This is a genomic window from Kineobactrum salinum, from assembly GCF_010669285.1.
Taxonomy (GTDB): Bacteria; Pseudomonadota; Gammaproteobacteria; order Pseudomonadales; family Halieaceae; genus Kineobactrum; species Kineobactrum salinum.
The window spans coordinates 1,749,360-1,775,491 of sequence record NZ_CP048711.1 but is presented as its reverse complement, the minus strand read 5'-3'; the positions used below and the strand labels follow the sequence as shown (position 1 = coordinate 1,775,491).

The 26,132-nt window shown below is 62.8% G+C and carries 25 protein-coding genes and 2 pseudogenes; 10 read left to right on the top strand and 17 right to left on the bottom strand.

Annotated features, from left to right (window positions below):
- Positions 1-108 precede the first annotated feature (108 nt).
- A complete protein-coding gene (locus G3T16_RS07565; protein ID WP_163494523.1) occupies positions 109-591 on the top strand; it encodes an SgcJ/EcaC family oxidoreductase in 483 nt (160 codons plus the stop codon).
- 13 nt (positions 592-604) lie between these two features.
- Here G3T16_RS07565 and G3T16_RS07560 read toward each other — a convergent pair whose 3' ends face one another.
- The 8 genes from G3T16_RS07560 to G3T16_RS07525 form a co-directional block, all read right to left on the bottom strand.
- Positions 605-1,513, bottom strand: a complete 909-nt coding sequence (locus tag G3T16_RS07560) for an SDR family NAD(P)-dependent oxidoreductase (RefSeq protein WP_163494522.1) — start codon at positions 1,511-1,513, stop codon at positions 605-607.
- Complete coding sequence (locus tag G3T16_RS07555) at positions 1,510-2,292, bottom strand: DUF1295 domain-containing protein (protein WP_163494521.1); 783 nt, start codon at positions 2,290-2,292, stop codon at positions 1,510-1,512. The genes G3T16_RS07560 and G3T16_RS07555 overlap by 4 nt, the downstream gene beginning before the upstream one ends.
- Positions 2,293-2,341: 49 nt before the next feature.
- Complete coding sequence (locus G3T16_RS07550) at positions 2,342-3,100, bottom strand: SDR family oxidoreductase (RefSeq protein WP_163494520.1); 759 nt, start codon at positions 3,098-3,100, stop codon at positions 2,342-2,344.
- 11 nt (positions 3,101-3,111) lie between these two features.
- Positions 3,112-4,815: an AMP-binding protein gene (locus tag G3T16_RS07545; RefSeq protein WP_163494519.1), complete on the bottom strand. Its 1,704-nt coding sequence runs from the start codon at positions 4,813-4,815 to the stop codon at positions 3,112-3,114.
- Positions 4,816-5,012: 197 nt separating this feature from the next.
- Positions 5,013-5,540 carry a nuclear transport factor 2 family protein gene (locus G3T16_RS07540; protein ID WP_163494518.1) on the bottom strand — a complete coding sequence of 176 codons (528 nt, stop codon included), beginning with the start codon at positions 5,538-5,540 and terminating at the stop codon, positions 5,013-5,015.
- Positions 5,537-6,643 carry an NAD(P)H-dependent amine dehydrogenase family protein gene (locus G3T16_RS07535; RefSeq protein WP_163494517.1) on the bottom strand — a complete coding sequence of 369 codons (1,107 nt, stop codon included), beginning with the start codon at positions 6,641-6,643 and terminating at the stop codon, positions 5,537-5,539. Before G3T16_RS07535 ends, G3T16_RS07540 begins: the two co-directional genes overlap by 4 nt.
- On the bottom strand, positions 6,627-7,010 hold the full coding sequence (locus tag G3T16_RS07530; protein WP_163494516.1) for a nuclear transport factor 2 family protein: 384 nt from the start codon (positions 7,008-7,010) through the stop codon (positions 6,627-6,629). Before G3T16_RS07530 ends, G3T16_RS07535 begins: the two co-directional genes overlap by 17 nt.
- A gap of 1 nt (position 7,011) precedes the next feature.
- Positions 7,012-7,419: a nuclear transport factor 2 family protein gene (locus G3T16_RS07525; protein WP_163494515.1), complete on the bottom strand. Its 408-nt coding sequence runs from the start codon at positions 7,417-7,419 to the stop codon at positions 7,012-7,014.
- A 581-nt stretch (positions 7,420-8,000) separates the two neighbouring features.
- On the opposite strand from G3T16_RS07525, the gene G3T16_RS07520 reads away from it, so the two are divergent.
- The 5 genes from G3T16_RS07520 (at position 8,001) to G3T16_RS07505 (ending at position 14,095) form a co-directional block, all read left to right on the top strand.
- Entirely contained in the window at positions 8,001-10,358 is a 2,358-nt protein-coding gene (locus G3T16_RS07520; RefSeq protein WP_163494514.1) for a TonB-dependent receptor, read from the top strand.
- 97 nt (positions 10,359-10,455) lie between these two features.
- The gene (locus G3T16_RS07515) at positions 10,456-11,352 is read left to right on the top strand and encodes an adenylate/guanylate cyclase domain-containing protein (protein ID WP_163494513.1); all 897 of its coding nucleotides are present in this window, start codon (positions 10,456-10,458) and stop codon (positions 11,350-11,352) included.
- Between the two features lie 40 nt (positions 11,353-11,392).
- Positions 11,393-12,328: a winged helix-turn-helix transcriptional regulator gene (locus G3T16_RS07510; RefSeq protein ID WP_163494512.1), complete on the top strand. Its 936-nt coding sequence runs from the start codon at positions 11,393-11,395 to the stop codon at positions 12,326-12,328.
- A 67-nt stretch (positions 12,329-12,395) separates the two neighbouring features.
- Positions 12,396-13,220 (top strand): aldehyde dehydrogenase family protein, encoded by an 825-nt coding sequence (locus G3T16_RS22430; protein ID WP_269473275.1) that lies wholly within the window; start codon positions 12,396-12,398, stop codon positions 13,218-13,220.
- Entirely contained in the window at positions 13,130-14,095 is a 966-nt protein-coding gene (locus tag G3T16_RS07505) for an aldehyde dehydrogenase family protein (RefSeq protein ID WP_269473274.1), read from the top strand. The genes G3T16_RS22430 and G3T16_RS07505 overlap by 91 nt, the downstream gene beginning before the upstream one ends.
- A 2-nt stretch (positions 14,096-14,097) precedes the next feature.
- Here G3T16_RS07505 and G3T16_RS07500 read toward each other — a convergent pair whose 3' ends face one another.
- Together G3T16_RS07500 and G3T16_RS07495 are read right to left on the bottom strand one after the other, a co-directional pair.
- Positions 14,098-15,600, bottom strand: coding sequence for a YifB family Mg chelatase-like AAA ATPase (locus G3T16_RS07500; protein ID WP_163494511.1), 1,503 nt, complete (start codon positions 15,598-15,600; stop codon positions 14,098-14,100).
- Positions 15,601-15,643: 43 nt separating this feature from the next.
- A complete protein-coding gene (locus G3T16_RS07495; protein WP_163494510.1) occupies positions 15,644-15,904 on the bottom strand; it encodes an accessory factor UbiK family protein in 261 nt (86 codons plus the stop codon).
- A 296-nt stretch (positions 15,905-16,200) separates the two neighbouring features.
- On the opposite strand from G3T16_RS07495, the gene G3T16_RS07490 reads away from it, so the two are divergent.
- The 3 genes and pseudogenes from G3T16_RS07490 (at position 16,201) to G3T16_RS07480 (ending at position 18,582) form a co-directional block, all read left to right on the top strand.
- On the top strand, positions 16,201-16,878 hold the full coding sequence (locus G3T16_RS07490) for a TorF family putative porin (protein ID WP_163494509.1): 678 nt from the start codon (positions 16,201-16,203) through the stop codon (positions 16,876-16,878).
- Positions 16,879-16,938: 60 nt separating this feature from the next.
- Positions 16,939-17,276: pseudogene (gene glnK, locus G3T16_RS07485) on the top strand (P-II family nitrogen regulator).
- A 34-nt stretch (positions 17,277-17,310) separates the two neighbouring features.
- Positions 17,311-18,582: an ammonium transporter gene (locus tag G3T16_RS07480; RefSeq protein WP_163494508.1), complete on the top strand. Its 1,272-nt coding sequence runs from the start codon at positions 17,311-17,313 to the stop codon at positions 18,580-18,582.
- An 89-nt stretch (positions 18,583-18,671) separates the two neighbouring features.
- Here G3T16_RS07480 and G3T16_RS07475 read toward each other — a convergent pair whose 3' ends face one another.
- The gene (locus G3T16_RS07475) at positions 18,672-20,594 is read right to left on the bottom strand and encodes an acyltransferase family protein (protein ID WP_269473293.1); all 1,923 of its coding nucleotides are present in this window, start codon (positions 20,592-20,594) and stop codon (positions 18,672-18,674) included.
- A gap of 205 nt (positions 20,595-20,799) precedes the next feature.
- Between G3T16_RS07475 and G3T16_RS07470 the strand changes: the two genes are divergently transcribed.
- On the top strand, positions 20,800-21,138 hold the full coding sequence (locus tag G3T16_RS07470) for a P-II family nitrogen regulator (RefSeq protein ID WP_163494506.1): 339 nt from the start codon (positions 20,800-20,802) through the stop codon (positions 21,136-21,138).
- Positions 21,139-21,171: 33 nt separating this feature from the next.
- Here the strand turns inward: G3T16_RS07470 and G3T16_RS07465 are convergent, their stop codons facing one another.
- The 6 genes and pseudogenes from G3T16_RS07465 to xerC form a co-directional block, all read right to left on the bottom strand.
- A complete protein-coding gene (locus tag G3T16_RS07465) occupies positions 21,172-22,503 on the bottom strand; it encodes a diguanylate cyclase domain-containing protein (protein WP_163494505.1) in 1,332 nt (443 codons plus the stop codon).
- Positions 22,504-22,731: 228 nt separating this feature from the next.
- A complete protein-coding gene (locus tag G3T16_RS21815; RefSeq protein WP_232059358.1) occupies positions 22,732-23,091 on the bottom strand; it encodes a band-7 C-terminal domain-containing protein in 360 nt (119 codons plus the stop codon).
- 39 nt (positions 23,092-23,130) lie between these two features.
- Positions 23,131-23,654 (bottom strand): annotated as a pseudogene (locus G3T16_RS21810) (paraslipin); the annotation flags it as partial.
- Between the two features lie 58 nt (positions 23,655-23,712).
- Positions 23,713-24,174, bottom strand: coding sequence for an NfeD family protein (locus G3T16_RS07455; protein WP_163494504.1), 462 nt, complete (start codon positions 24,172-24,174; stop codon positions 23,713-23,715).
- 52 nt (positions 24,175-24,226) lie between these two features.
- Positions 24,227-25,225, bottom strand: a complete 999-nt coding sequence (locus G3T16_RS07450) for an HAD family hydrolase (protein ID WP_163494503.1) — start codon at positions 25,223-25,225, stop codon at positions 24,227-24,229.
- 11 nt (positions 25,226-25,236) lie between these two features.
- Entirely contained in the window at positions 25,237-26,130 is an 894-nt protein-coding gene (gene xerC, locus G3T16_RS07445; protein WP_163494502.1) for a tyrosine recombinase XerC, read from the bottom strand.
- Positions 26,131-26,132: the final 2 nt, after the last annotated feature.

Here is a 26,132-nt window from a genome sequence, read left to right as displayed (position 1 = left end):
TTACTTGCAATTAGATACTATACTATAGCAAGTGCGTTTCCTGCGGGTCAATTTCCCCGTCGGGCGCTGGCCAATGAGACGGCAATAACAACGGTAAGGAGAATGCCAATGACGACGTACAAAACAGGTTTGCGTGTTGCCCCGCTGCTACTGGCCCTGATGTTGAGCGTGAACAGCGCGCTGGCACGGGCGCAGCCACCACTGGAGGTGGCGCAGCAGATGGTTGCGGCCTGGGAGGCCGTGGATCTGGACCGGGTGGTGGAGTTGTTCGCCGAGGATGGGGTGCTGCACAGCATGATGGGAGAGCCGGTGGTCGGCCGCGCGGCAATACGCTCCCGACTGGGGCCGATGTTCGCGGGCATAGAGCAGCTGGAGCTGAGCCTGCGCAACGTGGTGGTGCGGGACAATACCGTCTTCCTGGAGCGGGTCGACAAGTTTGTGTTCCGCGGCAAGAGCGGCGCGGTCCCGGTGGTCGGCGTGTTGGAGATCGAGGACGGCAGGGTGAAGGTATGGCGCGAGTACTATGACCGCGCCGAACTGTTCGCCGAAATGGGCCTGCCGCTGCCTGAAGCGGAAGAGACAGCTGATTGAGGGCCGCCGCGACTCAGTCGCCCCCGGACAGATGCTGGCCGATGGTGTGCAGGAAGGCCTCCATCGCGCCATCGAAGTTGATACAGGCTTCGGCTGCCGCCAGATCGTCCAGGCACTGGCATACTTCGGCGATAGCCTGGGTGCCGGTCGTGGTGAACCGCACGGGCGCGGTTTCTTCCATCCTCGCTTCGCTGATCAAGCCGCCGCCAGTGACATACACCTTGCCGCTGGTACTGCAGGCGGCGCTCGCCAGCCAGCTGGCGACCGGACCTATCCAGTGTGCCGGCAGCGCCCCGCGCAGTTCGTCCGTCATGCGCGCTGCGGTCATTTGACTGAGCGCGAACGGTGCCAGCGCATTGGCAGCAATGCCACTGCGGCGGCCTTCGGTGGCCGCGCTGCGCATGAAGGCATAGAGGGCGGCCTTGGTGCTGCCATAGGCGGCGAGCCCGTCCCCGCCATACAGTCCGGCATTGGAAATAATGTAGACCAGCCGGCCGCTACCCGAAGCCCGCAGCGCCGGCAGCGCGGCCTGGGTCAGCGCGACCGGGGCAAAGTAGTTGATCTCGAAAGCCTCCCTGAGGCTGCTCTGCGTCATGCCGGCGATGCGTTTTTCAGGCGCCACCCCGGCATTGGCGATCACGATATCGAGACTGCCGAAGCTGGCCAGCGCCTGCTCCACCATGGCCTCCGCGGCGCCGGCCTGTTCGACACTGTCGGTGTTGGCCACCGCGATGCCGCCCGCGGCCTCGATTTCTCTGACCACCGCGGCGGCTGAACCGTCGCTCTCGCCCGCGTGTCTGCGGTTGTTGACCAGCACCCGGGCACCGTGGCTGGCCAGTGCCAGGGCGATGGCGCGACCGATGCTCTTGCCCGCCCCGGTCACGATGGCGCTGCGTCCTGCCAGTAGTGGTTCCTGGTTCATTTGGGAGGCCAGGGAATGAAGCTGCTGGTGCGGGCAATGTATTCCTCGTAGCCGGGCCGCGAGCGCTTCAGGCGCCGCTCCAGCAATGCCGCGCCGCTCCACTGCACCAGCAGGAAGGTCAGGAACAGCGGCGAGACAATACTCCAGCGTCCGCTCGCGGTTTCGGCGGCGATCAGGAACAGGCCCCACCAGACGCAGGCATCGCCGAAGTAATTGGGGTGCCGGGTATAGCGCCACAAGCCGCGGTCCATGACCTTGCCCTGGTTGGACGGGTTCGCTTTGAAGCGCGCCAGTTGCCAGTCGCCCACGGTTTCAAAGAACAGGCCCAGCAGCGCCAGCGCGATGCCCAACGCGGCCAGGAGGCCCAGTTGAGCGGGGCTGGGGTCAATCTGTCCCAGTTGTACCGGCAGCGATACCAGCCAGAGGATCGGCGCCTGCAGCAGGAATACCTTGACCAGACTGTACAGGTGGGGGTTGCCCGGAGCCCGTGACAGCATTTTTAGGTAGCGAGCGTCCGGTCCCTCCCTGCGCCAGCGCAGCAGCAGATGGATACCGAGACGCAGCCCCCAGGCGGCGGCAAGCAGCAGCAGTATACCCTGACGCGAGGCCGAACCGTCGGCCAGCACAAAGCTGACAGCGGCGACCAGAACCATGCCAAAGGCCCAGAAGCTGTCGATAAAGGACACGTCTCCCAGCGCAATGCTCAGCAGCCACAGCAGCAGCATGCAGCCGACAATCAGCAGCAAGTTGATCCCCAGTATCCAGAGCAGGTGATCCATAGCGCCCCTGCGCCTCCTATGTCAGTTGGTGTTATCGGTTGGCTGTGGGTCAGCGCCCGGTGGAGAGGTCCTTGACCCGCACCATGGCCGCCATGCGCCGCTCCAGCGCGGCGGGGTCGCGGTGCATCGCGGCGCGCATGGTGACCGCGAACTGGTCGGTGTCCATTTCCCGGAGCTCTTTTTCAATGGCGACAATGCCCGCGCGGGCGACATCCTCCGGGCTCTCCTTCTGGCCCTTCACATGGGACGCCATGCGGGTATCCACCGAGCCCACGATCAGGCAGCCCACATGGGTGCCCTGTTCCGCGAGTTCGGCCCGGACAATCGTGGTCATCGCATGGGTCGCAAATTTTGAGGGACTGTAGCCGCCCATATTGGGCACCGGCAGAATGCCCCCCACCGACAGCACATTGATGATGGAGCCGCCGCCATTGCGCGCCAGTACCGGCGCGAAGGCGCGGCACATGGCCAGGCTGCCAAAATAGTTGACCTCCATTTCACTGCGGGCGGCACTCAGATCGCTGGCGGCCAGCAGCAGCTGGTTGTGGAATGCGCCGGCGTTGTTGATGACGACATTGACGTCCGGGCAAGCCAGGGCAGCGGCGTTGACCGCCGCCTCGTCCGCCACATCCAGCGTGACTGGCACGGCGCGATCGGGGAACTCCGCGGCCAGGTGATCGGCGCCGTCCGCGGCGCGGGTGCCGACATATACCCGGGCCGCGCCGGCATCCAGCAGCACCCGGACAAAGGCTTCGCCGATGCCGCGATTGCCACCGGTGACAATGGCTACACTGTCCTTCACTTTCATCGTGTTCGTCCTCAGTTCAATGCAATCACCTGTTCCGGCGGCGGATTGCCATACAGGGCCTCGACTTCGCCGGCGTGATTGCGCAGCGCCATGGCCTGGTTGACCGAGCCCTTGTCGGAAACTTCGTGCCGGTTGGGGCTCAGCGGCTCCCGCAGAAAGGCGAAGCGCTGCACGGCATGGCTCTGGCCCGGATGGCGGGCGTTGTGGGCGGCCAGTTTTTCCCGCAGCCAGGCTGTGACCCGCGGATGTTCCTGCAGCTGGGCGAGGGGCAGATCCTGCTGCGCGGCGATGCGGGCCAGCCCCGTCGGGTTGGGGACGCCCAGCAGCGCCAGGTATTCGCGGTTTTCGCCGCACAGCACGAGGTCGGAAATGGCCGGGGCGAGTGCGTCGACCAGACTGGCGCGCAGCTGGCCCCCGGCGACCCAGGTGCCACTGCCCAGCTTGAACTCCTCGGCCAGCCGGCCGGTGAAGACCAGGCCCTGTTCCGGCTGGTCGTCATCGTGGAAGCGCGCAGTGTCGCCGGTGCGGTAAAAGCCTTCCTCATCAAACACGGCGGCGGTCTTGGCGGCGTCGTGCAGATAGCCCGGGGTGAGGAAGTCCCCGCGCATCAGGATCTCGTAGCGGTCATCGGTGGGTACCAGTTTCACCTCCACTCCCGGTGGCGGCAGGCCGATACCGACCTTCTCAGTGTGATAGTAGATCACCAGGGTACCGGAGCAGGTTTCGGTGGCGCCGTAGCCGGTGGTAAATGCAATGCGCCGGCCGGTGTGCTCTACCGCGAGGGTCTGCAGGCGGTCCTGGATGGCCTGGGGCAGCGCGGCGCCACCGTAGAGAATCAACCGCAGGCGCGAGAAGAAAGTGCGGCACAGGGCCGGGTCCTGTTCCAGGGCGTCGGTCAGCATGGCAAAGCCGGCCGGGACATTGGCGAAATAGGGCACCGCGATTTCCGCCAGATTGCGCACGGTCATGGCAAACAGCCCGGGCATCGGCTTGCCCCCGTCAATATAGAGCGTGCCGCCAAATACCGCGGCCGCGAGCAGGTTGGAGCTGCCCGCCACATGGCTCCAGGGCATCCAGTCCAGCATCACTTCGTCCCAGCCCAGGGCGCGCCCCAACACACTGTAGCCCAGGTGCAGATTGGTGGCCTGCATGCGCTGGGTGTGGATCACGGCCTTGGGTCTGCCGGTGGAGCCGGAGGTGAGCATGTAGGCGCTGTGGGCGTCCGGGTTGGTATGGGTGATCGCGTATTCGATGCGGGCGGTGGGAGCGGTTTGCAGCAGCTCGTCGAAGGGGCTGGCCGCCACCGACAGGGCCTCGGGCGTCTCACTCACCACGGTGATGCCAGTCAGATCCAGCGCTTGCAGTGCGGGGTCCAGCGCCGCACCCGGCTCCACCAACAGCAGGCGCGGCCGCACCAGTTCCACCACATGGCGCAGGCGCTCGAAGTTGCCGCCCATGCGGCCATAATTGACGCTGACCGGGCATACCGGTACCCCGGCTGCCATACCGCCAAAGCGGAGCAGGGCGTGGGCGATGCTGTTGCCGCACAGCACTACAATGGGCGTCGTCTGATCAAGCTTCCGGTCCAGCAGCCACTGGCCGATGGCGCGGATACCCTGGGCGGCCTGCAGGAAGCTCAAGTGTTGCCAGTCGCCATCGCCGTTCTCCCGCTGTGCCAGGAAGCTGCGCCCGGGCTGGGCCCCGGCCTGCGCCATCAGGCTGCGGATAACCGAGGGCTCGAAGGCCGGCGCCGGCGCGGTGCTGTGCAGAATCAGGCAGCCGTCCTCGCGGCGCCGGGTCGCAATCTGTACCGGGGGAAGTCCACCTCCCGGAAGGGGACATCCTGCAATCGCTGTGCTTCGCTCTCGCTGCTCATTTTCGCTCCGGACCGGTTTCAGTGAAGGGGCGCAACTCAGAACCGCTGGTAGGACAGATCCTGTTCGTCCTTGCGCCCAAAGTTCATGGCGGGGTGGGACGGGTCGAACATGCCCAGGCACCAGCCCTGGTTGGCGGGCATGTCGTGATTCCAGTCGAACACCATCTTGCGGTGAGCGATCAGCCAGTTGCCTTCGCGTTGCTCGAAGCGGTCGCAGATGCGGCCGCCGGTGAAGGTGTCGAAATCCTGGCCATCGCGGGCGAAGCGCGCGAAGGTGATCAGGTAGGACTCCACGTAGGCAGTGTCGCCCTGCAATTCGATAGTGATGTTGCAGACGTAGTGGGCCATCGGGCCCATTTTGCGGATGCGCGGTACCGCTGCGTCGAAATAGGCGTGCGCAGACCCCGAATAGGTGCTGCCGTGTTCCTCTATCGCGTCGGCGTGGTAGCAGGACTTCAGCAGGGCCTCGTCGGCCCGGTCAACGCCCCGCGCATAGCGCATGATCACGTCGTGGATTTCCTGCTTTGCCAGCAGCTGTTCGAGCTTGCCTGTCAGATCGGTCATTGCTGTTGCTTCCTGTCAGGGGTGGGTTCCCGCAGCCGCGGGCGGTAGTGGGGCGCGGCCGGAAACTCGCACAGGCCGGGCGCGGCTGCCACCACATGGGGAATGGCCTGGGTGACCATGCCGGCGACACCGTACTGCGCGGCCGTGGTTTTGACGCCGTCCTCATCGGGCTCGACCAGATCCATGCGGATGTCCAGTCCGGGCTTGCCCCGCAGAGCGATCTCCCAGTGAGTGAAATCTTCGTAGCCGGGCAGCTCCCGGCCCATGATCCAGTTGACCGAGTGCGTGATGACACGCCTGCCGTCGCAGATACCGTGCAACTGCCAGTTGGTGGCGGCCACGGTACCCTCACGGACGGTACCCGCCCTGGCGGCAATGTCCCGCGGCGCCAACACCAGTTGATGGTCCGACTCGATACCGGTCAACGGGATTTCCAGGCGTTCGGCCAGGCCGCCGACGCACTGCCGGTACATGGCGGTGAACATCGTGGCCAGCGGGCCATTGACCAGATCCACCTGTTCCGGTGGCAGTCCCATGCCCAGCACATCGAAGACATAGTTGGCGTTGGGCATTTCCAGGCAATCGTACACTTCCCGGCACCGTATTGATTCCAGCTCCAGCATCAGGCCGGAGGCGACCGCGGCGAACCGCTCCGCAATCAGGCCGGGGTTGATACCGGTGCCGGCCAGACTGGCGCCGCCCCGGTGACAGCTCGCTTCCAGCTCCGTGGCATAGGCGGCGCTGATGCTGCGCGGGTGGAAGTAGTTGTTGATGGAGATGACATTCTTGCCGGACTCCAGCAGCCGGCACACCTCCCGGTCGTGGGCCTCATAGGGAAACTGCAGCAGCGGGCAGTGCAACACGACATCCGCCTCCAGCGCCAGAATGTCCTCCAGTGAGTTGGTGGCGAGCACGCCGGTGGCAGCTCGCCGGGCAATGGTGCCCGCGTCGAGACCGAGTTTGCGGTCGCTGTGCACGTACAGGCCCACCAGTTCCAGGTCGGGGTGGTCGATGACCGCGCGCAGGCAGGTTTTGCCCATGGCGCCGGTGGCCCATTGCACCACCCGGTAGGGCTTCTCCGGTGCTTCAGGCCTTTTGTTCAAGCGGCTTGCCATCCATTTCAAAATAGTCGCGCATATGGGTGATCTTGCCCGCGTCATTGAACTCGACGATACCCATGTAAGGGTGTCCGACTGTCTCGCCCGAGGCCTTTACCCGGTATTCTTCGTAGCCCTCGACCAGCAGCTTGTTGCCGTTGCTGGCGTGGCGGTCGATGCGCCAGACCAGCGGTTCCAGCGTCTCGTGGTACTTGCGCACAAACTTTTCCAGCCAGGCGATACCGACCAGGGGGCGCGCATTGACGTGATAGATGTATTCGACATCGTCGGCAAAGAAGCCGAGAAAGGCATCGATGTTCCGGCGTTCGTTGGCGGCCATCAGCTGGCGCATGGTGTCCATCAGATCGGTCATTTCAGGCAGCTCCGTGGCGTTCGGGCGCCGGCGCGGCAGCCGGCGGACGCAGGTTGGCGGGCTCATAGTAGTCGCGCATTTTCGCGATCAACCCGTCCCGGAACTCGTAGGCCTGCATGAAAGGGTTGCGGATACTGCGCTCGTGCTTGCGGTCGTACAGCTCCTCCAGGCCTTCGATGAACAGCAGCTCACCGTTCTCGGCATGATTGTGGATATGGAAGCCGGTCTGGTTGTAGGCGCCGTCATAGTTGCGCAGGAACTTGCGCATGGTGTTCTTGCCGACCACCGGGCGCGTGCCAAGGTGCCAGTAGTACTCAATGTCGTCGGTGAGGAAGGCCAGAAAGCCCTCCACGTCGCGACGCTCCCAGCACGCCATGAGGCGGGTAATTGCGTCCAGTTTGGTGCTCATCGGAAGGTCCTCCTGGCGGCGTGCCCCTTGTCTTTATTGTCCACTGTAAGGTCTTGTTATGCAATCTACACGGACGAAAAAGGAATCGCAAGCTGTGGCTGGATCTGTAGGCCGTGAACGAGGCTTCATGCGCGGCCACCGATTACAATCTTTATTTGAAAGTCTCTGGGCAGGAGGGGCTGTGGGTGATGGCGCTGTTGTGCAGGACCGGCTCTGACTCCCGGTAAAGGCAGGTTTTGCAGGTATGTAGCGCACGATTCCGGAGAATTATTTCCGCCTCGACATGCTTGACAAGTCTTTTTATGCAAGATAATAATGACTGTAGCTTTCAATAAAATACGTTAAGCGAACGACGGCTTCCGGCACGGTGGTCGCACAGCAGGATTCCGGTTTTACCCAATACTGCCCGACATAACGATTAACGGGAACGGTGGAGGACGGAAGGTGCTTCAGGCAGGCATACAGGCAGTGATCTGGACCGCGGTTTCCGGAAGGCAGACGGTAACCGTGAGCCCGGGGAGCTCTCCGGTACGCGCCGAATTGGTTTTCAGGTTTTCAACAGCCAGGTTCAGGAGTTTATGATGACTATAAAAACGAACGCCAGAAAGATCTCCTCCACTCATTTAGCGCGCGGTTCAGTACTTGCCATGGCCGTGGCCGGTACTCTCGGCGCAGCCCCGGCCGCGGCCCAGCGTGACACCAGTTTTGGCCTGGAGGAGGTGGTGGTTACCGCCCAGAGACGGGAGCGCGGCCTGCAGGATTCTCCCATTGCGGTTACCGCGGTAACTGGCGATACCCTGCGCGCCGGTAATATTTTGTCGTATGCGGACCTGGCGCGCAGCGCCGCGGGGGTCAGCTTCAGCGAAGGGTCGCCGCTGGATCAGGAGCTGAATATTCGCGGCGTGGTCAGTGTGCGCATCGATTCGCCGACTTCCGATCCGTCGATCGGGGTTTTCATCGACAACGTTTACATCGGCCGCACCGGCCAGCTCAACACCGACTTCTTCGATATCGAGCGGGTGGAAATTATCCGCGGCCCCCAGGGCGTGCTGCTGGGCAAGGGCGTGGTCGGTGGTGCACTGAGCATCGTCACGGCTGCGCCGGAGCAGGAAGCAGGGGGGGCGATCTCGGTATCTGCGGGCAACTACGGTGACTTCAAAAGCTATGGCCACCTGACGGGCGCGCTGTCGGAGGACCTGTCGGGCCGGCTTTCCTACCAGATGCAGAATCGCGACGGTTTCGCCAAGGACATCCTCAACAACCGCGATCTCGAGGACAAGCGTTCGGACCAGTTCCGTGCCCAGTTACTGTATCAGCCCGATGGCGGAGATTTCATGGCCCGCCTGGTGGTTGACTACTCCCAGGACGAAAGTAACGGTATTCACCGCCTCGGCGAGAATATCAACCCCGATCTCGCCGGTACCAAGTCATTCAGCCGCGGGCGCGCGGTGGTGGCCGCGGCGCGCGGCGGCCTGAGCCGGCGGGAGAGCCTCTCCACCCATCCCACCTTTGTCGGTGATACTGACCCGACCCCGCAATTTCTCGAACGGGAAAGCTGGGCCGTGAGCTTGAACATCGAGAAGGGTCTTGGCGAGAATATGACTCTGGCAAGTGTGACTGGCTACCGGTCGGGCGAATCTGACAGCCTCTATTCGCAGACCGGGATCGATCCCCGCAACCCCTACAACCTGGCGGACATGACGGTGCCATTGGTGTTCGACAGCGTGGTGGCCGAATTCGAGGATTTCGAGCAGTTCAGCCAGGAGTTCAACCTGTCCTGGGACAACGAGTCCAGCCGCTGGGAAGGGCTGGTCGGGCTTTACTACCAGCACACCCCGATCGAGAAAAATGACCGCTTCCGCGGCTACTCCCAGCCGGCGGTATTCGAGCCGCCGATTTTTGCGCCTACCCTGTCCGGAGAATCCAACTGGTTCAACAAGGGCACCACCGACACCTATGCGGCATTCGGACAGGTCGGCTTCGCCTTTACCGACGCGATCAAGCTCACGGTTGGCGGGCGCTATACCTCGGATGAAAAGGATGGTCGCGTTCGCGGGCTGGCCGCGGCCACAGGGGACTTCTTCAACCCGGACGATACCGTACCACTGACGCCTCTGAGCCCGACTTTTGCGGAGGGCGAGGGCTACACCGCCAACTATGACGAGAGCTGGAGCGAATTCACGCCTCAGGCCATCCTGGAGTACAACCCCAGCGGCGACTTCATGGCCTACTTCAACGTCGCCAAGGCCTTCAAGGGCGGCGGCTTCGAGGATACCCCGGCCAATGCGGCGGCCGCCCAGATCTCCTTTGACCCGGAAACCGTGACCAGCTATGAGCTGGGCGCCAAGATCGACTTCTGGGATGGGCGGGCCCGGGTGAATGCCGCGGCCTACTACATGGACTATGTCGATCTGCAGGTGACCCAGACCAATGCAGAGTGTCTGTGCAACATCACTGACAACGCGGCCGATGCCGAGGTCAGGGGCGTGGAACTTGAAGTGCAACTGGCGCTCACCCGTGAGCTGCGCCTGTTTGGGGCTGCTTCATGGAACGACAACGAATACCAGAACTTCGTCGACAGCCTGGGCGTCGACAACTCCGGCAATCGCTTGCAGCGCACGCCCGAGCACCAGTTCAATCTCGGTTTCGACTACACCACGGATTTCATGAATCGCGCTGATGCGCTTAACATCTACATGAACTATGCCTACCAGGGCGACTTCAAATGGGATCCGGACAATATCACCGAGGAGCCTTCCTACGGTCTGCTGGACGGCCGCATTTCCTATTCCCCGAACGAGACGTTGACGATATCAGCCTACGGCAAGAACATCACCAATGAGCAGTACCGGGTGTTCGTGATCAATTTCTTCGGTGACGAAGTGGCCTCCCTGGGTGCACCGAGAACCTACGGCCTGGAGGTGGTGGCCCGCTTCTAAGGCGGCTCTTCCCGCTATTGGCGGGAAGGCTTGTCTCTGCTCTGGTCCCGATCGCACAGCTGGAGACCGGGGCCGCTTTCGCCTATCATTCTCCACCATGAGTCGCGATGCAGTCACTATTGTCTTTGCCGATGTCAGCGGAAGCACCGGACTGTTCGAAAGGCTCGGTGACGACGCGGCCCGCAGCGCGATACGGCGGGTTCTGAGCCTCTGTGGCGAGGTGGTGCAAGGTCATGGGGGCCGGGTGGTCAAGACCATAGGTGACGAGTTGATGGCGGCATTTCCGGGCGTTGAACGCGGTGTGCGGGCTGCGCTGGAAATGCAGCGACGGCTAAACGATGAAACGGATGTTCCGGTGGAGCAGCGCCTTGGCCTGCGCATCGGCCTGCACCATGGCCCGGTGTTGCTGGAGGAAGGCGATCTGTTTGGGGATGCCGTCAACACCGCTGCCCGCATCGCGGGACTGGCCCGGCGCGACCAGATAGTGGCATCCGCCAGCAGTCTTGCCAGGTTGCCGGCGGAGCTGGCATTGTGCAGTCGCAGCCTGGGCAGGGTTCGGGTGGCCGGCAAGCAGCGGCGTATCGAGATCGTCGACATCGTCTGGCAGGAAGATACCTCCAATCTCACCAGTATCCAGATCCCCGAGGACAGTAGCGGAGACAGTCAATGTAGGCGGCTCACGCTGACATTCTGTGGCAGAATACTGCAACTTGGGAATGGTTCCCGCGTGCTGACCCTGGGCCGCGACGCAGTTGCCGATATCATGGTGGATGCCGAGTGGGTCTCGCGCCACCACGCGACCATTGAACACCGACGCGGTTTCTTCGTGCTGACAGACCATTCCACCAATGGCAGCTTTGTCAGCATTGATGGCGAGGCACTCATGCACCTGCATCGGGCGGAGCTGCTGCTGCACAAACGCGGCCTCATCAGTCTGGGCCAGAGTCCCGACAAAGATGCGGATCTGGTACTGGAATTCCATTGTTCACAGTAGTCTGGCGCAGGCAGCGGCCAGGCGCCGGGAAGCACACAGCATGACGGAACTGAAAACCCGCGCCAGCTCCATCAACCGGGCGCTGGACCAGATCGGTGACAAATGGTGCATTCTGATCATCCAGGAAGTGTTTTGGGGCATCAACAGCTTTGGCGGCATGCTGGAGGCGATTGGCGTGTCCCGCGGCGTTCTGTCGAACCGGCTCAAGTGGCTGCAATCAATGGGCTGCCTGCGCCGGCACCCGACCGGCGGCAACGCCCGCCACCCGGTTTATCACCTGACCCGCAAGTCCATAGACCTGTATCACACTGCGTTGATGGCGGTGGTGTGGGAGGAGCACTATCATCCGCCTCCCCCGAAGGGCAGGGTACAGTTGCTGCACCGTAGCTGTGGCCACAGTCCGGTCCCGACGTTGCGCTGCAGTACCTGCCGCAGGGATGTGCGTGGACAGGATGTGAGCTACCATCCTGGCCCCGGGGCGACGCGCGATGTACGCGACAAGAAAGTTCGCCGGCGCTCGTCCCTGTCGGTGGATGACGTACCCAGTGAGCGCAGTGTCTACCGCAACCTGATCGGCCTGGTGGGTGACCGCTGGACCGCCAATGTGATCGCGCTGGCTTTTCACGGCCTGCAGCGTTTCGATGAGTTCCACCGGGAACTGCCGGTGGCAACCAATATCCTTTCCGACCGGATGCAATTTCTGGTCCGGCAGGGGGTGTTTGCGACCCGGCCCTACCAGCAGCGCCCGGTGCGCCATTTGTATGAACTCACCGACAAGGGTTGGGATCTGTTTCCCTACTTTCTTACCCTGTTGCAATGGGGTGACAAGTGGTGTGACCGCGGTGCGGGGCGGCCGCTGTGCCTCACGCATGAACTGTGTGGGGAGAGCCTGCACGGTGAGGTGGTCTGCAACCATTGTGGGGAAGAGTTGCGCGCCCACCATGTGGACTTCAGTATCGGCCCTATGCAAGCTTGATGCTTGCATAAACAGACTTCGCTGTGGCAGTGTTTGCGTACGCTCACCCACTGCCTGGAGTGCCTCTATGAGCCGCTGGTTCGAACAGCACGAAGCCCTGCTGCACAAAGCGATGGACGCCTGTGCCCGGCGCTATGCCTGGAGCGCCTGGCCGGAGAGCCCCAGCAGCAAGATCCACGGTGAGGACAAGCCCGCCGCCGGCCAGGCCCGCTTCGAGGCGCTGCTGAATGGGGATTTTCCACTGCAGCAACCGGGCGAGGCCGGCCGCTTGGGCGAAGAGGTCTCACCCTACACCAGCGAGCCGCTGGGGGTGCGCTATCCGCGGATGGACATCTCCCAGCTGTACCGTTCGGTCAGCGCCGCGCGCCCGGCCTGGGCCGCCGCCAGCCCCCGCACGCGGGTGGGCCTGTGTCTGGAAATCCTGCACCGCTGTGGCGAGCAGCTGTTCGAAAATGCCCATGCCACCATGCACACGTCCGGCCAGTCCTACGTCATGGCCTTTGCCGGCAGCGGGGCCAATGCGCTGGACCGGGGCCTGGAGGCGCTGGTGTACGCCCACAAGGCGATGGCGGATGTGCCGGCGACCGCGCGCTGGGAGCGCCAGTTTGGCCGCGATGGCATGGCCAGCCTGGACAAGCACTATCGGCTGGTGCCGCGCGGTATCGGCGTGGTGATCTGCTGTGCCACCTTTCCGCTGTGGAATACCTATCCCGCATTGTGCGCGTCGCTGGCGACCGGCAACCCGGTGGTGCTCAAGCCCCACCCCGCGGCGGTGCTGCCGGTGGCGATGGTGGTCAAGGTTTGCCGCGAGGTATTGGCCGAGGCGGGCTTCGATCCGAATCTGGTCAGTCTGGTGGCCGATACCCGGATGGCCCCGCCACGCTGGAACTGATTGAACATCCCGACACGGCGATCATCGATTTCACCGGCAGTCCCCATTTTGGGGCCTGGCTGGAGCAGAACTGCCCGGGCAAGCTGGTGTACACAGAGACCGCGGGCTGCAACTCCGTGGTGCTGGAGTCCACCGACGACCTGGAAGCCACGGCCCGTGCGATCGCCCATTCCCTGTGCCAGGCTTCGGCACAAATGTGCACCAGCGTGCAGAACATTCATGTGCCGACCGCCGGTGTTGCGGTGGCGGGAACCCTGGTCAGCCAGGCCCAGGTGGCGGCCGCGATCTGCGACGGCGTGGACTTCTGGCTGCGGGATCCCCGCGGCGCCGCCACTCTCTGCGGTACCCTGTTCGACTCCCGGGTGCAGGCCAGCGTGGATCGCTACCGCCAACTCGCGCAGACGGACGGAAGGCTGCTGCGGGACTCCGCTGCCTATCACAACCCCGACTACCCGCTCGCCCGCACCGCGACCCCGCTGATCATTGCCGCCACGGAGGCGGACCGGGACTGGTATCGCAAGGAGGTGTTCGGCCCGGTGTCCTTTATCATCGCCAACGAGTCCGCTGCGGCCTGCCTGCGCGACGCCACCGACAATGTGCGGGCCTGTGGCGCCATCGCCTCCCATGTCTACTCCACCGATCCGGATTTTCTGGCGCGGGCAGTGGAGGCCTACCACGACGCCGGCGCTTCAGTGGCCTGCAATCTGATGGGGGTGCCCATCAATTTTGCCGCCGCCTACTCCGACTACCATGTCACCGGGCTCAACCCGGCTGGCAATGCCTGCCTGACGGACCTGGCCTTTGTCAGCAACCGCTTTCGCATCGTTCAGAGCAAGTTCATGGGCAGCGTGCGTCCCAGCGGAGTGGGAAGATAAGCTCACGGATTGGCTTCCTCCTGGCGAAAAGCCAGGGCTTCGGCGATATGCGCCACGGCGATCTGCTCCTCTTCTGCCATATCCGCCAGCGTGCGGGCGACGCGCAAGCTGCGGTGCAAGCCCCGCCCGGACAACTTCATGTTGGTGGCCGCCTGCTCCAGGTGGCGCCTTGCTGCGGGCCGCAAGTTGCATACTGCACTGAGCCGGGGCTCGGCCAGTTCGGCATTGCTGCACGCCTGGCGCTGCAGCTGGCGCTCGCGGGTACGGCTCACCCGCGCCTGCACGGCAGCTGAGCTCTCGTTGTCGGTGACGGGCTGCAGCAAGGTGCTCGCCGCCAGCCGGGGTACGCCGACATGCAGATCGATACGGTCCAGCAGCGGCCCGGAGATGCGCTGCCGGTAGCGCAGGATCTGCTCCGGGGTGCAGCGGCAGTGACGTTGAGGGTCATCCTGATAGCCACAGGGGCAGGGGTTCATCGCGGCCACCAGCTGGAATCGCGCTGGATAGGTGAATTTGTGGCTGGCGCGTGACAGCGTTATGGCCGCCGCTTCCATGGGTTCCCGCAACACTTCCAGTACCTGGCGGCTGAACTCCGGTAATTCGTCAAGGAACAGTACGCCGCCATGGGCCAGGCTGACTTCCCCGGGACGCGGTCTGGCGCCCCCGCCCACCAGCGCTGCCGCACTGGCACTGTGGTGGGGGGCGCGGAACGGCCGCTGGTGAAGATGCGCCAGACTGGTGCTGTCGTGCAGGCTGTGCAGGGCTGCACAAGTGAGGGCCTCGTGGGGGTCGGGGGGTGGCAGAATGCCGGGCAGGCGGCTGGCCAGCAGTGTCTTGCCGGTTCCCGGCGGGCCGCAGAACAGCAGATTGTGACCGCCGCTCGCGGCAATTTCCAACGCCCTACGGGCGCACTCCTGGCCCACCACGTCGGCCAGGTCGGGATAGTGGATGTCCTCCTGCCGTATCAGCGGGGCTGCGGCGGGTGGCAGCGGATGATTGCCGTTCAGGTGCGCGCAGAGCTGGAGTAGATCGGCGGCTGGGATGACACGGCTGGCCGGAACCACCGCAGCCAGCGCCGCACTGGCGGCTGCGGTCACCAGCGTGCGCCCTGCTTTGGTGCATGCCTGCGCCGCCGGAATGACCCCGGGTACGGGCCGAAGGTCGCCGGCGAGGGCCAGTTCGCCGACAAATTCATGCTGGCCCAGAATATCGGCGGGCAACTGGCCCGAGGCGACCAGGATTCCCAGCGCGATGGGCAGGTCGAAGCGGCCGCCTTCCTTGGGCAGGTCCGCCGGTGCCAGGTTGACCGTGATCCGGCGGTCGGGAAATTCAAAATGGGAATTCTGGATCGCGCAGCGCACCCGGTCCTTGCTCTCGCGCACAGCAGTCTCGGGCAGGCCGACAATATGAAAGGCCGGCAGTCCATTGGCGAGGTGGGTTTCGACGTTTACCAGCGGAGCGGCGATGCCGGCGCTCGCGCGGCTGTGGATCTGGGACAGTTCCATGGCTCATCCTTGAGCAGCCCCGGCCGGGGCGAATGATGACGGTTCAGGTCTGCCGCTGGCTGGCTTCGAATTCGCGGGTCAGTGCCTCCAGCTCCGCCTCCAGCGCGGCAACCCTGGCGCGGGTGCGGTGCAGCACCGCCGCCTGGGCGTCAAAATCCTCCCGGTTCACAACATCCAGTCTGCCCAGCGCCGATTGCGTGAGCGCGCGCACGGTCTTGTCGGCCTCGTCCCGGAGGCCGGATTTGCCCACCAGTTCGTTGAGCTGGTGCAGCACATCGTTCAGCGGAGGTGGTTTCAGTGCCATGGCGGATACCTGCAGCGTGATCGGGGAAGTAAGTGTAATGGATCGACATTCACACGCACAGATCATCTGTTTGCGCCAATTTGGTGCGATGCCCCGTCAGGGGGCATCTTTTGTTTGCCTCGGACTGGCGCTAGCTTCGAAATGACCCTGTAAATCGAAGATATCTTGTTGTTCTGTTTGGATTTTATCCATATTGGCACAGCGTCTGCAGAAGCTCGTTCGCACATTACAGGGGGAGTGGTAGCTGTTTCGTTTCAGGCAGGAACCCCCGTACAACAACCCAAGGAGAACGAGATATGCTGAAAAAAACATTGCTGGCCGTTGCCACCGCCTCGGCCCTGCTGGTGGGGGTAGCGCCGGCGCAGGCCGAAGTGAGTGCCAATGTCACGCTGGCCACGGATTATGTCTTCCGTGGGATCTCCCAGACCGATGAGCGCGGGGCGGTTCAGGGTGGTTTTGACTGGGCTGGGGAAACCGGGCTGTACGCGGGTATCTGGGCGTCCAACATCGATTTTGGTGGCGACGCCTCCACCGAGATGGATTACTACGGCGGTTTTGCCGGAGAGACAGCGGGCGGCCTGGGCTACGACATCGGCTTCATCTATTACGACTATGAGGGCGAATCGGACCTGGATTATGTCGAGTACGCGTTTGCGCTCAGCTATGCGGGCTTCAGCGCCGGGATCAACTACTCCGATGAATTTGGCGACGGCGGTCCCGAATATACCTACTTTTCCCTGGGCTACGGATTCGAGCTGACCGAGGCAATCACTGTCGATCTCAATCTGGGCTTCACCGACACCGATCAGGACGACTTCTGGGAGGAAGGCGAAGACAGCTACGTGGACTACGGCGTCACCTTCGGCTACAGCGCCTTCGAACTCGATTTCGCGTTGGCGCTGGTCGGCACGGATCTGGATGACGTCGATGCCGCCGATGACCGGGTCGTGTTCTCCATCTCCAAGAGCATGTGATCGCTCGCACTGAACTTATCGGCGCCCGCGAGGGCGCCCAGAGATAACCAGGAGACTCAAATGAAACTAATCACGGCTATCGTCAAGCCATTCAAACTCGATGACGTGCGCGAGGCGCTGTCCGAGATCGGCGTTCAGGGCATCACGGTCACCGAGGTAAAGGGCTTTGGGCGCCAGAAGGGACATACCGAACTGTATCGGGGGCCGAGTATGTGGTCGATTTCCTGCCCAAGGTCAAGATCGAAGTGGCGGTCGCCGAAGCGATGACCGACAAGACCATCGAGGCCATCACCAAGGCGGCCAACACCGGCAAGATTGGCGACGGCAAGGTGTTCGTGTCCGCGCTGGAGCAGGTGATCCGTATTCGTACCGGCGAGACCGGCGAAGACGCCATCTAAATCCACTGAGACGATTCTAACGAGAGTGATTCTTATGGAAAACAATATTTTTGAATTGCAGTATGCGATGGACACCTTCTATTTCCTGGTGTGCGGCGCGCTGGTCATGTGGATGGCCGCCGGTTTCGCAATGCTGGAAGCGGGTCTGGTCCGGGCCAAGAATACCACCGAGATCCTGACCAAGAACGTGGCGTTGTTTGCGATAGCCTCGACCATGTACCTGGTGTGTGGCTACCACTTCATGTACGACGGCGGCTGGTTCCTGTCGGGCGTGACCACGGTGGCCCAGATGGATGACGCGGCCATCGCCCAGGTGCTGGCGGACTCCGCGGATGCAGGTTTTGGCGGAGATTCCGTCTATTCCGGCGCCTCTGACTTCTTCTTTCAGGTGGTGTTCGTTGCCACGGCCATGTCGATCGTGTCCGGCGCGGTGGCCGAGCGCATGAAGCTGTGGGCCTTCCTGGCCTTTGCGGTAGTGATGACCGGCGTGATCTATCCGATCGAAGGTGGCTGGACCTGGGGCGGCAAGGACGTCCCGCTGCTGGGCGCGCTGAGCTACAGCGATTACGCGGGTTCCGGTATCGTCCACCTGGCGGGCGCCGCGGCTGCCCTGGCCGGCGTCATCCTGCTGGGACCCCGCAAGGGCAAATACCGGGCCGACGGTTCGGTACAGGCCATTCCCGGTGCCAATATGCCGCTGGCCACGCTGGGGACCTTCATCCTGTGGATGGGCTGGTTCGGCTTCAACGGCGGCTCCACCCTCAAGCTCGGTGGCATAGGTGTCGCCAACGAAGTGGCCAACGTGTTCCTGAACACCAATGCCGCTGCCGCGGGGGGCTTGATTGCCGCCCTTATCCTGGCGCGAATCCTGTTCGGCAAGGCCGATCTGACCATGGCCCTGAATGGTGCCCTGGCCGGACTGGTCGCCATTACCGCCGAGCCGGCTGATCCGTCACCGCTGTTGGCCACCATCATCGGGGCTATCGGGGGTGTCATCGTGGTACTGAGCATTGTGGCAATGGACAAGATCAAGATCGACGATCCGGTCGGTGCCATATCGGTGCACGGCGTGGTCGGCATCTGGGGTATCTTCGCTGTGCTGCTGTCCGATGCCGATGCCACCTTCATGGGTCAGTTGGTGGGCCTGCTGGTGATCTTCGTCTGGGTCTTCGTTGCCAGCCTCATCACCTGGGGCGTGATCAAGGCGGTCATGGGTATGCGGGTCAGCGAACAGGAAGAGTACGAAGGGGTGGATCTCTCCGAATGTGGAATGGAGGCCTACCCCGAATTTGCTGCCCAGAAGTAGAAACAGCCCTGGCGGGCGCATCTTTGCAGTGTTTGATTTTGGGGGCCTTCGGGCCCTCTTTTTTTGTCTGGACGGTGCTGCGGCTTGCTTCAGCGGAGCAGGTGGGGGTGTTTCAGCGCATACAGGCGCCCGGTCATCTGGGCGAATTCGAGAGAATGGTGGTGGCGATCGTAGAACATGGGTACGCCATCGCTTGTCTGGGTCAGGCAGGTCTGCAATTTCCGCTCCTGGCACAGTAGCCCGACCCTGTCCACGTAGTGGTCGGTGAGCGCCATGATCTCGGCATACAGTGGTTCCTGTTCGGGAGCCGCCTCAAAGTACCGGACGTTCTCGGGCAGGGCGCAGGCAGCGGTGGAGTGCGCTTCATTGGTCAGGCTGGCGCACTCCCGGTTGGTGTTGATGTAACCGCCCAGGGTGATCAGGCGCAGTGCCGGGTTCGTTTGCTTGAGATGCGCCAGCATATCGACAAAAATCTGTTTGTTGCGGCTGAAGGGCTTGTTGGCGGCGTAGAAAATGCCGTCCAGCCGGGCCGCAAATGCGGGGTCGAACAGGCGCTGCAATCGCCTGTCGCAGTCTGCCGAGCCCGAGCTGGGCACGCCGTTCTCGAATTCGAGCTGATCACAGTGATTGGTGGTGCCGAACCGGATCAGATTGATGTCCGGGTCTGCGCCGTAGCCTGCCATCAGGAAGTTGTAGCCATCCGGCTCGTGGGAATTGCCGAGCACCAGAATCTGCAGCGGGCGCTCGTCGGCGCAGTCACCTCCCTGGCCGACTTCGAGAATGGTGCAGGCCGAGTGAATCAGATCGTAGCGGGCATTCATGCCCTGTTCGATCTGTGCCGGCGTCAGTTTCAGGTCGGGGAAGCGCCAGCTCCAGCCGTCGCCGAGCCACGCTGTCAACGGAGCCGCGGCCACACTGCCACTGATGACCAGCACCCCGAGGGCAAACCGTGAGCCTGTGCGGCGCCTGTCAGCAGTACCGGTCGCCGCCACCCGCCGATAAAACCGGCGTTCAATGCCGTAGTGCAGCAGCGCCGTCGAGAGCAGGGTCGCGCCGGCGAGCAGCAGCTGATCCACGGGCGCCAACTCAAAGCCAAACTGGTGCCGGTACAGCACAATCAAAGGCCAGTGGACCAGATACATGGAATAGGACACCCGTCCCAGCCAGAGGCTGATCGGGTGTTCCAGCACGAGCTGCACCGGGTTCGCGCCTTGCGCGGCGTGAGAGCCCGACAACAGCAGCATTGCCGCGCCCAGGGTGGGAACCAGCACGGCGATGCCGGGGAAGTGGGTAGTGTCGTCGAACAGCAGCACGCTGCTGCAGACCAGCCCCAGGCCGAGACCGGCAAGTCCATGGCGGACGAGTCCACGTTGCAGCCAGGGCCGGGCCAGGCTCGATCGCGCGATGACAATAACCAGCGCTCCCGCTGCGAACTGGAATATCCTGAATGGCAGCAGATAAAAGGCTGCGGCAGAATCGACCGAGGTGTACCAGATGCACAGTCCCAGGCCCACCAGGAAAATACCCAGCAGTGACCAGCCGAAGCGAAGGCGGTGGTCAATGGCGAGCAGGCCTATCAGCAACGCCGGCCAGAACAGGTAGAATTGTTCTTCCAGCCCCAGCGACCAGGTGTGCAACAGCGGCTTCAGTTCGGATGCCGTATCCCAGTAGCCCGCCTCCATGAAAAAGACGATGTTGGACAGGCTGAACAGCGCGGCCACCGCTGATCTGCCGAAGGCCATCATGTCGGCTGGCGACAATACGACTGCCGCGGCAGCACAGGTGACGGCGACAGTCGCTATCACCGGCGGCAACAGGCGCCGCAGACGTCTGAAATAGAAATCCCGCAGGCTGAAGTCGCCATTGCGCAGTTTGCGCTCAATGATGGCGGTAATGAGAAAGCCGGAAATCACAAAGAATACATCGACGCCGACATAGCCGCCATCGAATCCTGGCACATCCAGATGAAACAGCACCACGGCAAGCACTGCGATCGCGCGCAGTCCATCTATGTCGGCACGGTATTGCAGCGGATTGCTCTCCGATCAAAAAGACGAAGGGTAGCGCCAGCTGGCATGCAGGGCAACGGTCACGGCGCCTGCCGCCTGAAAACAGTTGCCGGAGGGAGCGGCCGCGGCCATTTTTTTGTCCGGACCCTTGCCATTCTGCGTCCGGCTTTCATAATGGCTGTTCTCACCCAAGGCTGGAGCTCCTGTCATGAAGCTGGTTACTGCGATCATCAAGCCCTTCAAAATGGACGATGTGCGCGCCGCACTTTCCGATATCGGCGTCCAGGGCATCACCGTTACCGAGGTCAAGGGCTTCGGCCGCCAGCGCGGGCATACGGAACTCTATCGCGGGGCGGAGTATGTCGTGGACTTCCTGCCCAAGCTGAAACTGGAAATAGCAGTCGGAGACAGGCAGGTCGATGCCACGATCGAGGCGATTATCGAGGCCGCCAATACCGGCAAGATCGGCGACGGCAAGATATTTGTTACCGATATGGAGCAGGTGATCCGTATCCGTACTGGTGAGACCGGCGAAGATGCTATCTGAACCCGCTTGTGTGCGGCAGCGCCGGGCCAGGTCTTAGACGGCGTGCTGTACCGCCGGGGTCCGGTTCATCTCTTCGCAGTATTTCTGGTAGTTGTCGCGGCCCCTGTTCTTGGCTTCATACATGGCGGTGTCCGCCTGTTTGATCAGTGATTCGGCGTCGGTACCGTCTACCGGATAGCTGCTGATACCGATACTGGCGGTAACAACCACTTCGTGGCCGTCAATGCGATGGGGGGCCGAAAGCGTCCGCAATACTTTTCTGGCAATGGTTTCCGGGCTTTCCCGCTTGCTGTCGCCAAGCAGCAGCAGGACGAATTCGTCACCGCCGAGCCGGCTGACGGTATCGGAACTGCGCACACAGCTACTGAGCCGCCTGGCTATCGATTGCAGCAGTTTATCGCCACTAGCGTGACCCAGGCTGTCATTGATGGGCTTGAAGTTGTCCATATCCAGAAACAGCACGGACAGTGAGGTGTCCCTGCGGGCGGCAAGGCCGATGGCCTGGTTGATGCGGTCATAGAGCAGTACCCGGTTGGGCAGATCGGTGAGAAAGTCATGCTGCGCCATATAGGCCATTTTCTCGGTCATCGCCCTGGAGGCGGAAATGTCATGGAAGACCATGACCGCGCCGCAGAGCGCCTCCTCAGAATCGTGAATCGGGGCAGCCGAATCCTCGATCGAGATTTCACTGCCGTCGCGCCGCACTAGAACAGTACCCGCTTTGAGTCCCATGGGCTTGTTCCAGCGCAGCACCAGGTCTATCGGGTTGGGATTGGGGCTGGTCGAGTGTTCGCTGCGCAGTTGCATCACTTCGCTGACATGACGGCCGCTGGCTTCGGCCTGGGTCCACCCCGTCAATTCCTCTGCCGCAGCATTCATGTAGTCGACTTCGCCCGCCATGTCGGTGGAAATCACCGCATCACTGATGGAATTGAGCGTGATCTGGGCCCTGCTTTTTTCGATGAACAGCCGTTCCTCCATCTTCCGGCGCTGAATGATGTTGTCCATTGAACGGGTGATCAGGGCGAGACCGAAGTTGCCCTTGGGCAGGTAGCCATGGGCGCCGCGCTGCACGGCCTCGATTGCCAGGGCATCCTCGCCGGGGTCGCTGAAAATGATGATCGGGGTGGCAGGGCGTTGCCGGTACAATGTCTCGAAGGTCGCAAGGCCGCGGCTGTCAGGGAGATTCAGATCGATGAGTACGGCTTCCAGTTGTCCGGCTGCCATACGGGCGACAGCTGCGGTCAGGTCGCCGGCATGCTCGGTATGGATTGCAGATTCACTGACCTTGGCAAGCGCGGCCTGCAGCGCGCCCGCGTGGGATTGATCGGCCGTCACAACAAGCACGGTGCTGCTGTTTCCCATCTGGGATTTTTCCTCCCCCGCGTCGTGTGATGACGCGATATCCAGGTTTCACCTCCCCTTGTGCACCCGCTATTATTTCCCAAGCTTCAAGGTTTGGCCAGACCGGTATTTGGACAGGATCGCCGGATCCGGACGTCCATATCCGCTGTGTCATCATCGCTATCGCCGTCAGGGCTGTCGGTGCGTTGACACACACAGGCTGGAGCTGCTGCCAGGCTCCTGTCTGGCTCAGGGTTGCCTCACGGTATCCAGGGTTTTGGTGATGGCGGCCACTGCCGAGCCGATATTGCTCAGCTCCGCCGGCAGGATCATGGTATTGCTGGACTGTGCCAGCTTGCCGAACTCGCGCACATACTGCTCCGCCACTCGCAGCGCCACGGCATCCTTGCCACCCTGGGTATTGATCGCCTCTGCGACGCGGCGCAGGCCCTCGGCGGTGGCGCCGGCAATCAGCTCGATTTCCCGCGCCTTGCCCTCGGCCTCATTGATCTGCCGCATCTTGTCGGCCTCGGACAGATTGATGGTCTCCTGCTTCATGCCCTCGGACACGTTGATCTTGGCCTCCCGCTCACCCTCGGACTGGGCCACCACAGCCCGCCGCTCCCGCTCCGCGCGCATCTGCTTTTCCAGCGCGTCGAGAATGGTGGCGGGCAGTTCGATATCGGCGATCTCATAGCGCAGCACCTTGACCCCCAGGGCTTGGCCGCTTCGTCCAGCGCCAGTACCACCTGGACATTGATGGTTTCACGCTCCTCGAAGGTCTTGTCCAGCTCGATCTTGCCCACCACCGAGCGCAGCGTGGTCTGCGCCAGCTGCATCGCGGCATAGCGGTAGTCATTGATGCCGTAGCTGGCCAGCTTCGGGTCCACCACCTGCAGGTAGAGCACCCCATTCACCACCACCTGGATATTGTCCCGGGTAACACAGGCCTGGCTGGGTACGTCGATGGCCTCCTCCTTGAGCGTGTGCTTGTAGGCCACCCGGTCCACAAAGGGCACCAACAGGTGAAAACCGGCCTCCAGGGTCTTGGCGTACTTGCCCAACCGTTCAATGATGAAGGCCGAGCGCTGGGGCACGATCCGTGCAGTCTTGGCCACCGTGAGGATGACCAGGGCAAGGAAGACCAATGACAGTATTGTTGCGATATCCATTGCGGTGCTCCGTCAGGGGTAGGGCAGGCAACCGCCGGGTTCGGCGGTCGCAATCAATTCAGGGGCGCTGGCTGCTGACAGTGAGGACAATACCGCGGTGATCCGTCACCCAGGCACTGGCGCCCCGCTGCAGCGGCTCCGAAGACTCGGCATCCCATTTCGCGCCATTGAGCAGCACATCACCAGCGCCGTCGTCAAAGTCGGTCAGTATCTCCACCCGGGCGCCGATGAATCCGGCATCATCCAGGTTGGCGGTTGCAGGATCCGCCTCCGCTCCGCGCAGCCAGCGCTGACACTGCTTGCGCAGCGCAAACAGGGCCAGCACACTGATGATCGCAAAGCACAGCAGTTGACTGCCGGTGCTTTCCAGTATCCCCAACAGCGTCAGCAGGCCCACCACCAGTGCGCCCAGGCCGAAGAAAGCCGCGACCAGCCCCGGCACGAACAATTCCGAGACCAGCAACAGCAGTCCCAGCAATAGCCAGAATGGGTAGCCGTTGATGGCAAACAGTTCCAGCATGACCGGCTTCCTGTCGGTAGTTGTGGGATGGCGCGTCCGGGAGATTAGCAGATTAATGCAATGCTGTCCCATAGGTTGATTGGGGGCGTTGGCTACCAGTGTGGTAGAGACATCGGCCGGGGTGTGGCTGTTCAAGACCGTATGCAGCATGGATGCCCAAAGCGCTCATGTTTGGGTTGGCTACCAGGGTAGAGCCATCGGCCGGGGTGTGGTGTTCAAGACCGTATGCGACATGGATGTCGCATCCGAGCCCCCACGGAAGGGTTAACGGCGTGTCTTGAACACCACACCCCGGCTGATGGCTCGGCATTCGAAGTGCCACCCGAAACCCGCGCAACGAACCCGTCAATCGAGCACGTCCAGACTGGCAATAACCCCGGCAGTTCCCGCAGATTGCCCACCTCCCCGTCCGGGGGCTCCCCCCCGGCCAGGGCAGCCCCTTCGGGTTGATCCAGACACTGCGCATGCCCACCGCCCGGGCGCCGGCAATATCGTGCTCCGGGCTGTCCCCCACATGCACAATGCAATCCGGAGTGACCCCGGTGGCCGCCAGCGCGGCTTGAAACATGTCCGGCGCCGGCTTGCTGGCGCCCACGTTTTCCGCCAGCAGCGCAAAATCGAAATACTCGCCGGCATCGGTCTTGTAAATGTCGGCATTGCCGTTGGTGAGGGCGCCCAGCCGGTAGCGCCCCGCCAGGCTTTGCAGTACCTGCAGGGCTTCCTCGTACAGCACCACCTGGTGGCGTTGCTCAAGAAAGACCGCAAAGGCCGCACTGGCGCCGGCTCTCGCGTCCGCCTCGCTGTAGCCGGCCTCACGCTGGAGCTCGTAGAGCATCTGGATGCGCATGTTGCTGACATGGTGGACCAGTTCCGGGTGCCGCTTCCACAGAGCTTTCTTGAATTCCCACAGGCGCTCGTGATCGTAGTGCTCGATGCTGCCGGGACGGTGTTGCAGCAGCCAGTCGCGCTGCGCCTGCTCCGCCCGCAACAGCGCCGGCTCCACATCCCACAGGGTATTGTCCAGGTCAAAGGTGACAACGGAGACAGCCATGCCGGTGGTGCTCAATCGGCCTTGCGCCGGCGGGCGCGGGGGTGGGCGGCGTCATAGACCTTCGCCAGATGCTGGAAGTCGAGATGAGTGTAGATCTGGGTGGTGGCGATATTGGCATGGCCCAGCAGCTCCTGCACCGCGCGCAGGTCGCCGCTGGACTCCAGCATATGGCTGGCAAAGGAATGGCGCAGCATATGCGGGTGCACATCCTGGTGCATGCCCGCGCGGCGGCCCTGCAGTTTGAGCCGCGCCTGGATATTGCGCACACTGATGCGGCGGCCGCGGTTGCTGGTGAACAGCGCCGGCTCTGCGTTGCAGGGGCGCACCGCCAGCCAGCGCTCAATGGCCTGCAGTGCGACCCGCCCCACCGGTACCGTGCGGGTCTTGCGGCCCTTGCCGGTAACGGTCAGCAACTGCGACTGCGAGTCTATATCGCTGACATCGACGGCCACCAGTTCCGCTAGACGCAGCCCCGATGAGTAGAACAGCTCGGCCATCGCACTGTCGCGCAGCGTCAGGGGGTCGGTGTCGGCGAAGTGCAGGTATTTGTCGACCTGGTCGGTATCCATGGTCTTCGGCAGGCGCCGCGGCTGCCGCGGTGCCTGTACCCCCGCGGCGGGATTGTGGGGCTGGCCCCGATTGCGGCCCAGGTAATTGAACAGGGAACGGGCCGCCGACAGCGCACGCTGGATACTGCTGCCGGCCAGCCCACGCCGGCGCAGTTGGCTGACCCAGGCGCGGATGTCAGCCTCGTGGATATCCGCGGCCCGGCCCCGGCCCTGGCTGTCACAGTACTTCAGCAGGGAGCCGAGATCGCGCTGGTAATTACTGACGGTATGCGCGGACAGCTGGCGCACCGTCTGCAGATAATCGAGAAATTCGCGAACATCAGCGGGCAGCGACATGC

Coding starts and splice junctions, on each gene's coding strand:
- G3T16_RS07525 (WP_163494515.1), bottom strand. CDS start 7,419: ATGAGCACCAAACTGGACGCAATTACCCGCCTCATGGCGTGCTGGGAG.
- G3T16_RS07550 (WP_163494520.1), bottom strand. CDS start 3,100: ATGAAAGTGAAGGACAGTGTAGCCATTGTCACCGGTGGCAATCGCGGC.
- G3T16_RS07565 (WP_163494523.1), top strand. CDS start 109: ATGACGACGTACAAAACAGGTTTGCGTGTTGCCCCGCTGCTACTGGCC.
- G3T16_RS07490 (WP_163494509.1), top strand. CDS start 16,201: ATGCTGAAAAAAACATTGCTGGCCGTTGCCACCGCCTCGGCCCTGCTG.
- G3T16_RS07480 (WP_163494508.1), top strand. CDS start 17,311: ATGGAAAACAATATTTTTGAATTGCAGTATGCGATGGACACCTTCTAT.
- G3T16_RS07510 (WP_163494512.1), top strand. CDS start 11,393: ATGACGGAACTGAAAACCCGCGCCAGCTCCATCAACCGGGCGCTGGAC.
- G3T16_RS07540 (WP_163494518.1), bottom strand. CDS start 5,540: ATGACCGATCTGACAGGCAAGCTCGAACAGCTGCTGGCAAAGCAGGAA.
- G3T16_RS22430 (WP_269473275.1), top strand. CDS start 12,396: ATGAGCCGCTGGTTCGAACAGCACGAAGCCCTGCTGCACAAAGCGATG.
- G3T16_RS07450 (WP_163494503.1), bottom strand. CDS start 25,225: ATGGCTGTCTCCGTTGTCACCTTTGACCTGGACAATACCCTGTGGGAT.
- G3T16_RS07500 (WP_163494511.1), bottom strand. CDS start 15,600: ATGGAACTGTCCCAGATCCACAGCCGCGCGAGCGCCGGCATCGCCGCT.
- G3T16_RS07555 (WP_163494521.1), bottom strand. CDS start 2,292: ATGGATCACCTGCTCTGGATACTGGGGATCAACTTGCTGCTGATTGTC.
- G3T16_RS07560 (WP_163494522.1), bottom strand. CDS start 1,513: ATGAACCAGGAACCACTACTGGCAGGACGCAGCGCCATCGTGACCGGG.
- G3T16_RS07545 (WP_163494519.1), bottom strand. CDS start 4,815: ATGGCGCAGGCCGGGGCCCAGCCCGGGCGCAGCTTCCTGGCACAGCGG.
- G3T16_RS07520 (WP_163494514.1), top strand. CDS start 8,001: ATGACTATAAAAACGAACGCCAGAAAGATCTCCTCCACTCATTTAGCG.
- G3T16_RS07470 (WP_163494506.1), top strand. CDS start 20,800: ATGAAGCTGGTTACTGCGATCATCAAGCCCTTCAAAATGGACGATGTG.
- G3T16_RS07455 (WP_163494504.1), bottom strand. CDS start 24,174: ATGCTGGAACTGTTTGCCATCAACGGCTACCCATTCTGGCTATTGCTG.
- G3T16_RS07530 (WP_163494516.1), bottom strand. CDS start 7,010: ATGACCGATCTGATGGACACCATGCGCCAGCTGATGGCCGCCAACGAA.
- G3T16_RS07515 (WP_163494513.1), top strand. CDS start 10,456: ATGAGTCGCGATGCAGTCACTATTGTCTTTGCCGATGTCAGCGGAAGC.
- G3T16_RS07465 (WP_163494505.1), bottom strand. CDS start 22,503: ATGGGAAACAGCAGCACCGTGCTTGTTGTGACGGCCGATCAATCCCAC.
- G3T16_RS07495 (WP_163494510.1), bottom strand. CDS start 15,904: ATGGCACTGAAACCACCTCCGCTGAACGATGTGCTGCACCAGCTCAAC.
- xerC (WP_163494502.1), bottom strand. CDS start 26,130: ATGTCGCTGCCCGCTGATGTTCGCGAATTTCTCGATTATCTGCAGACG.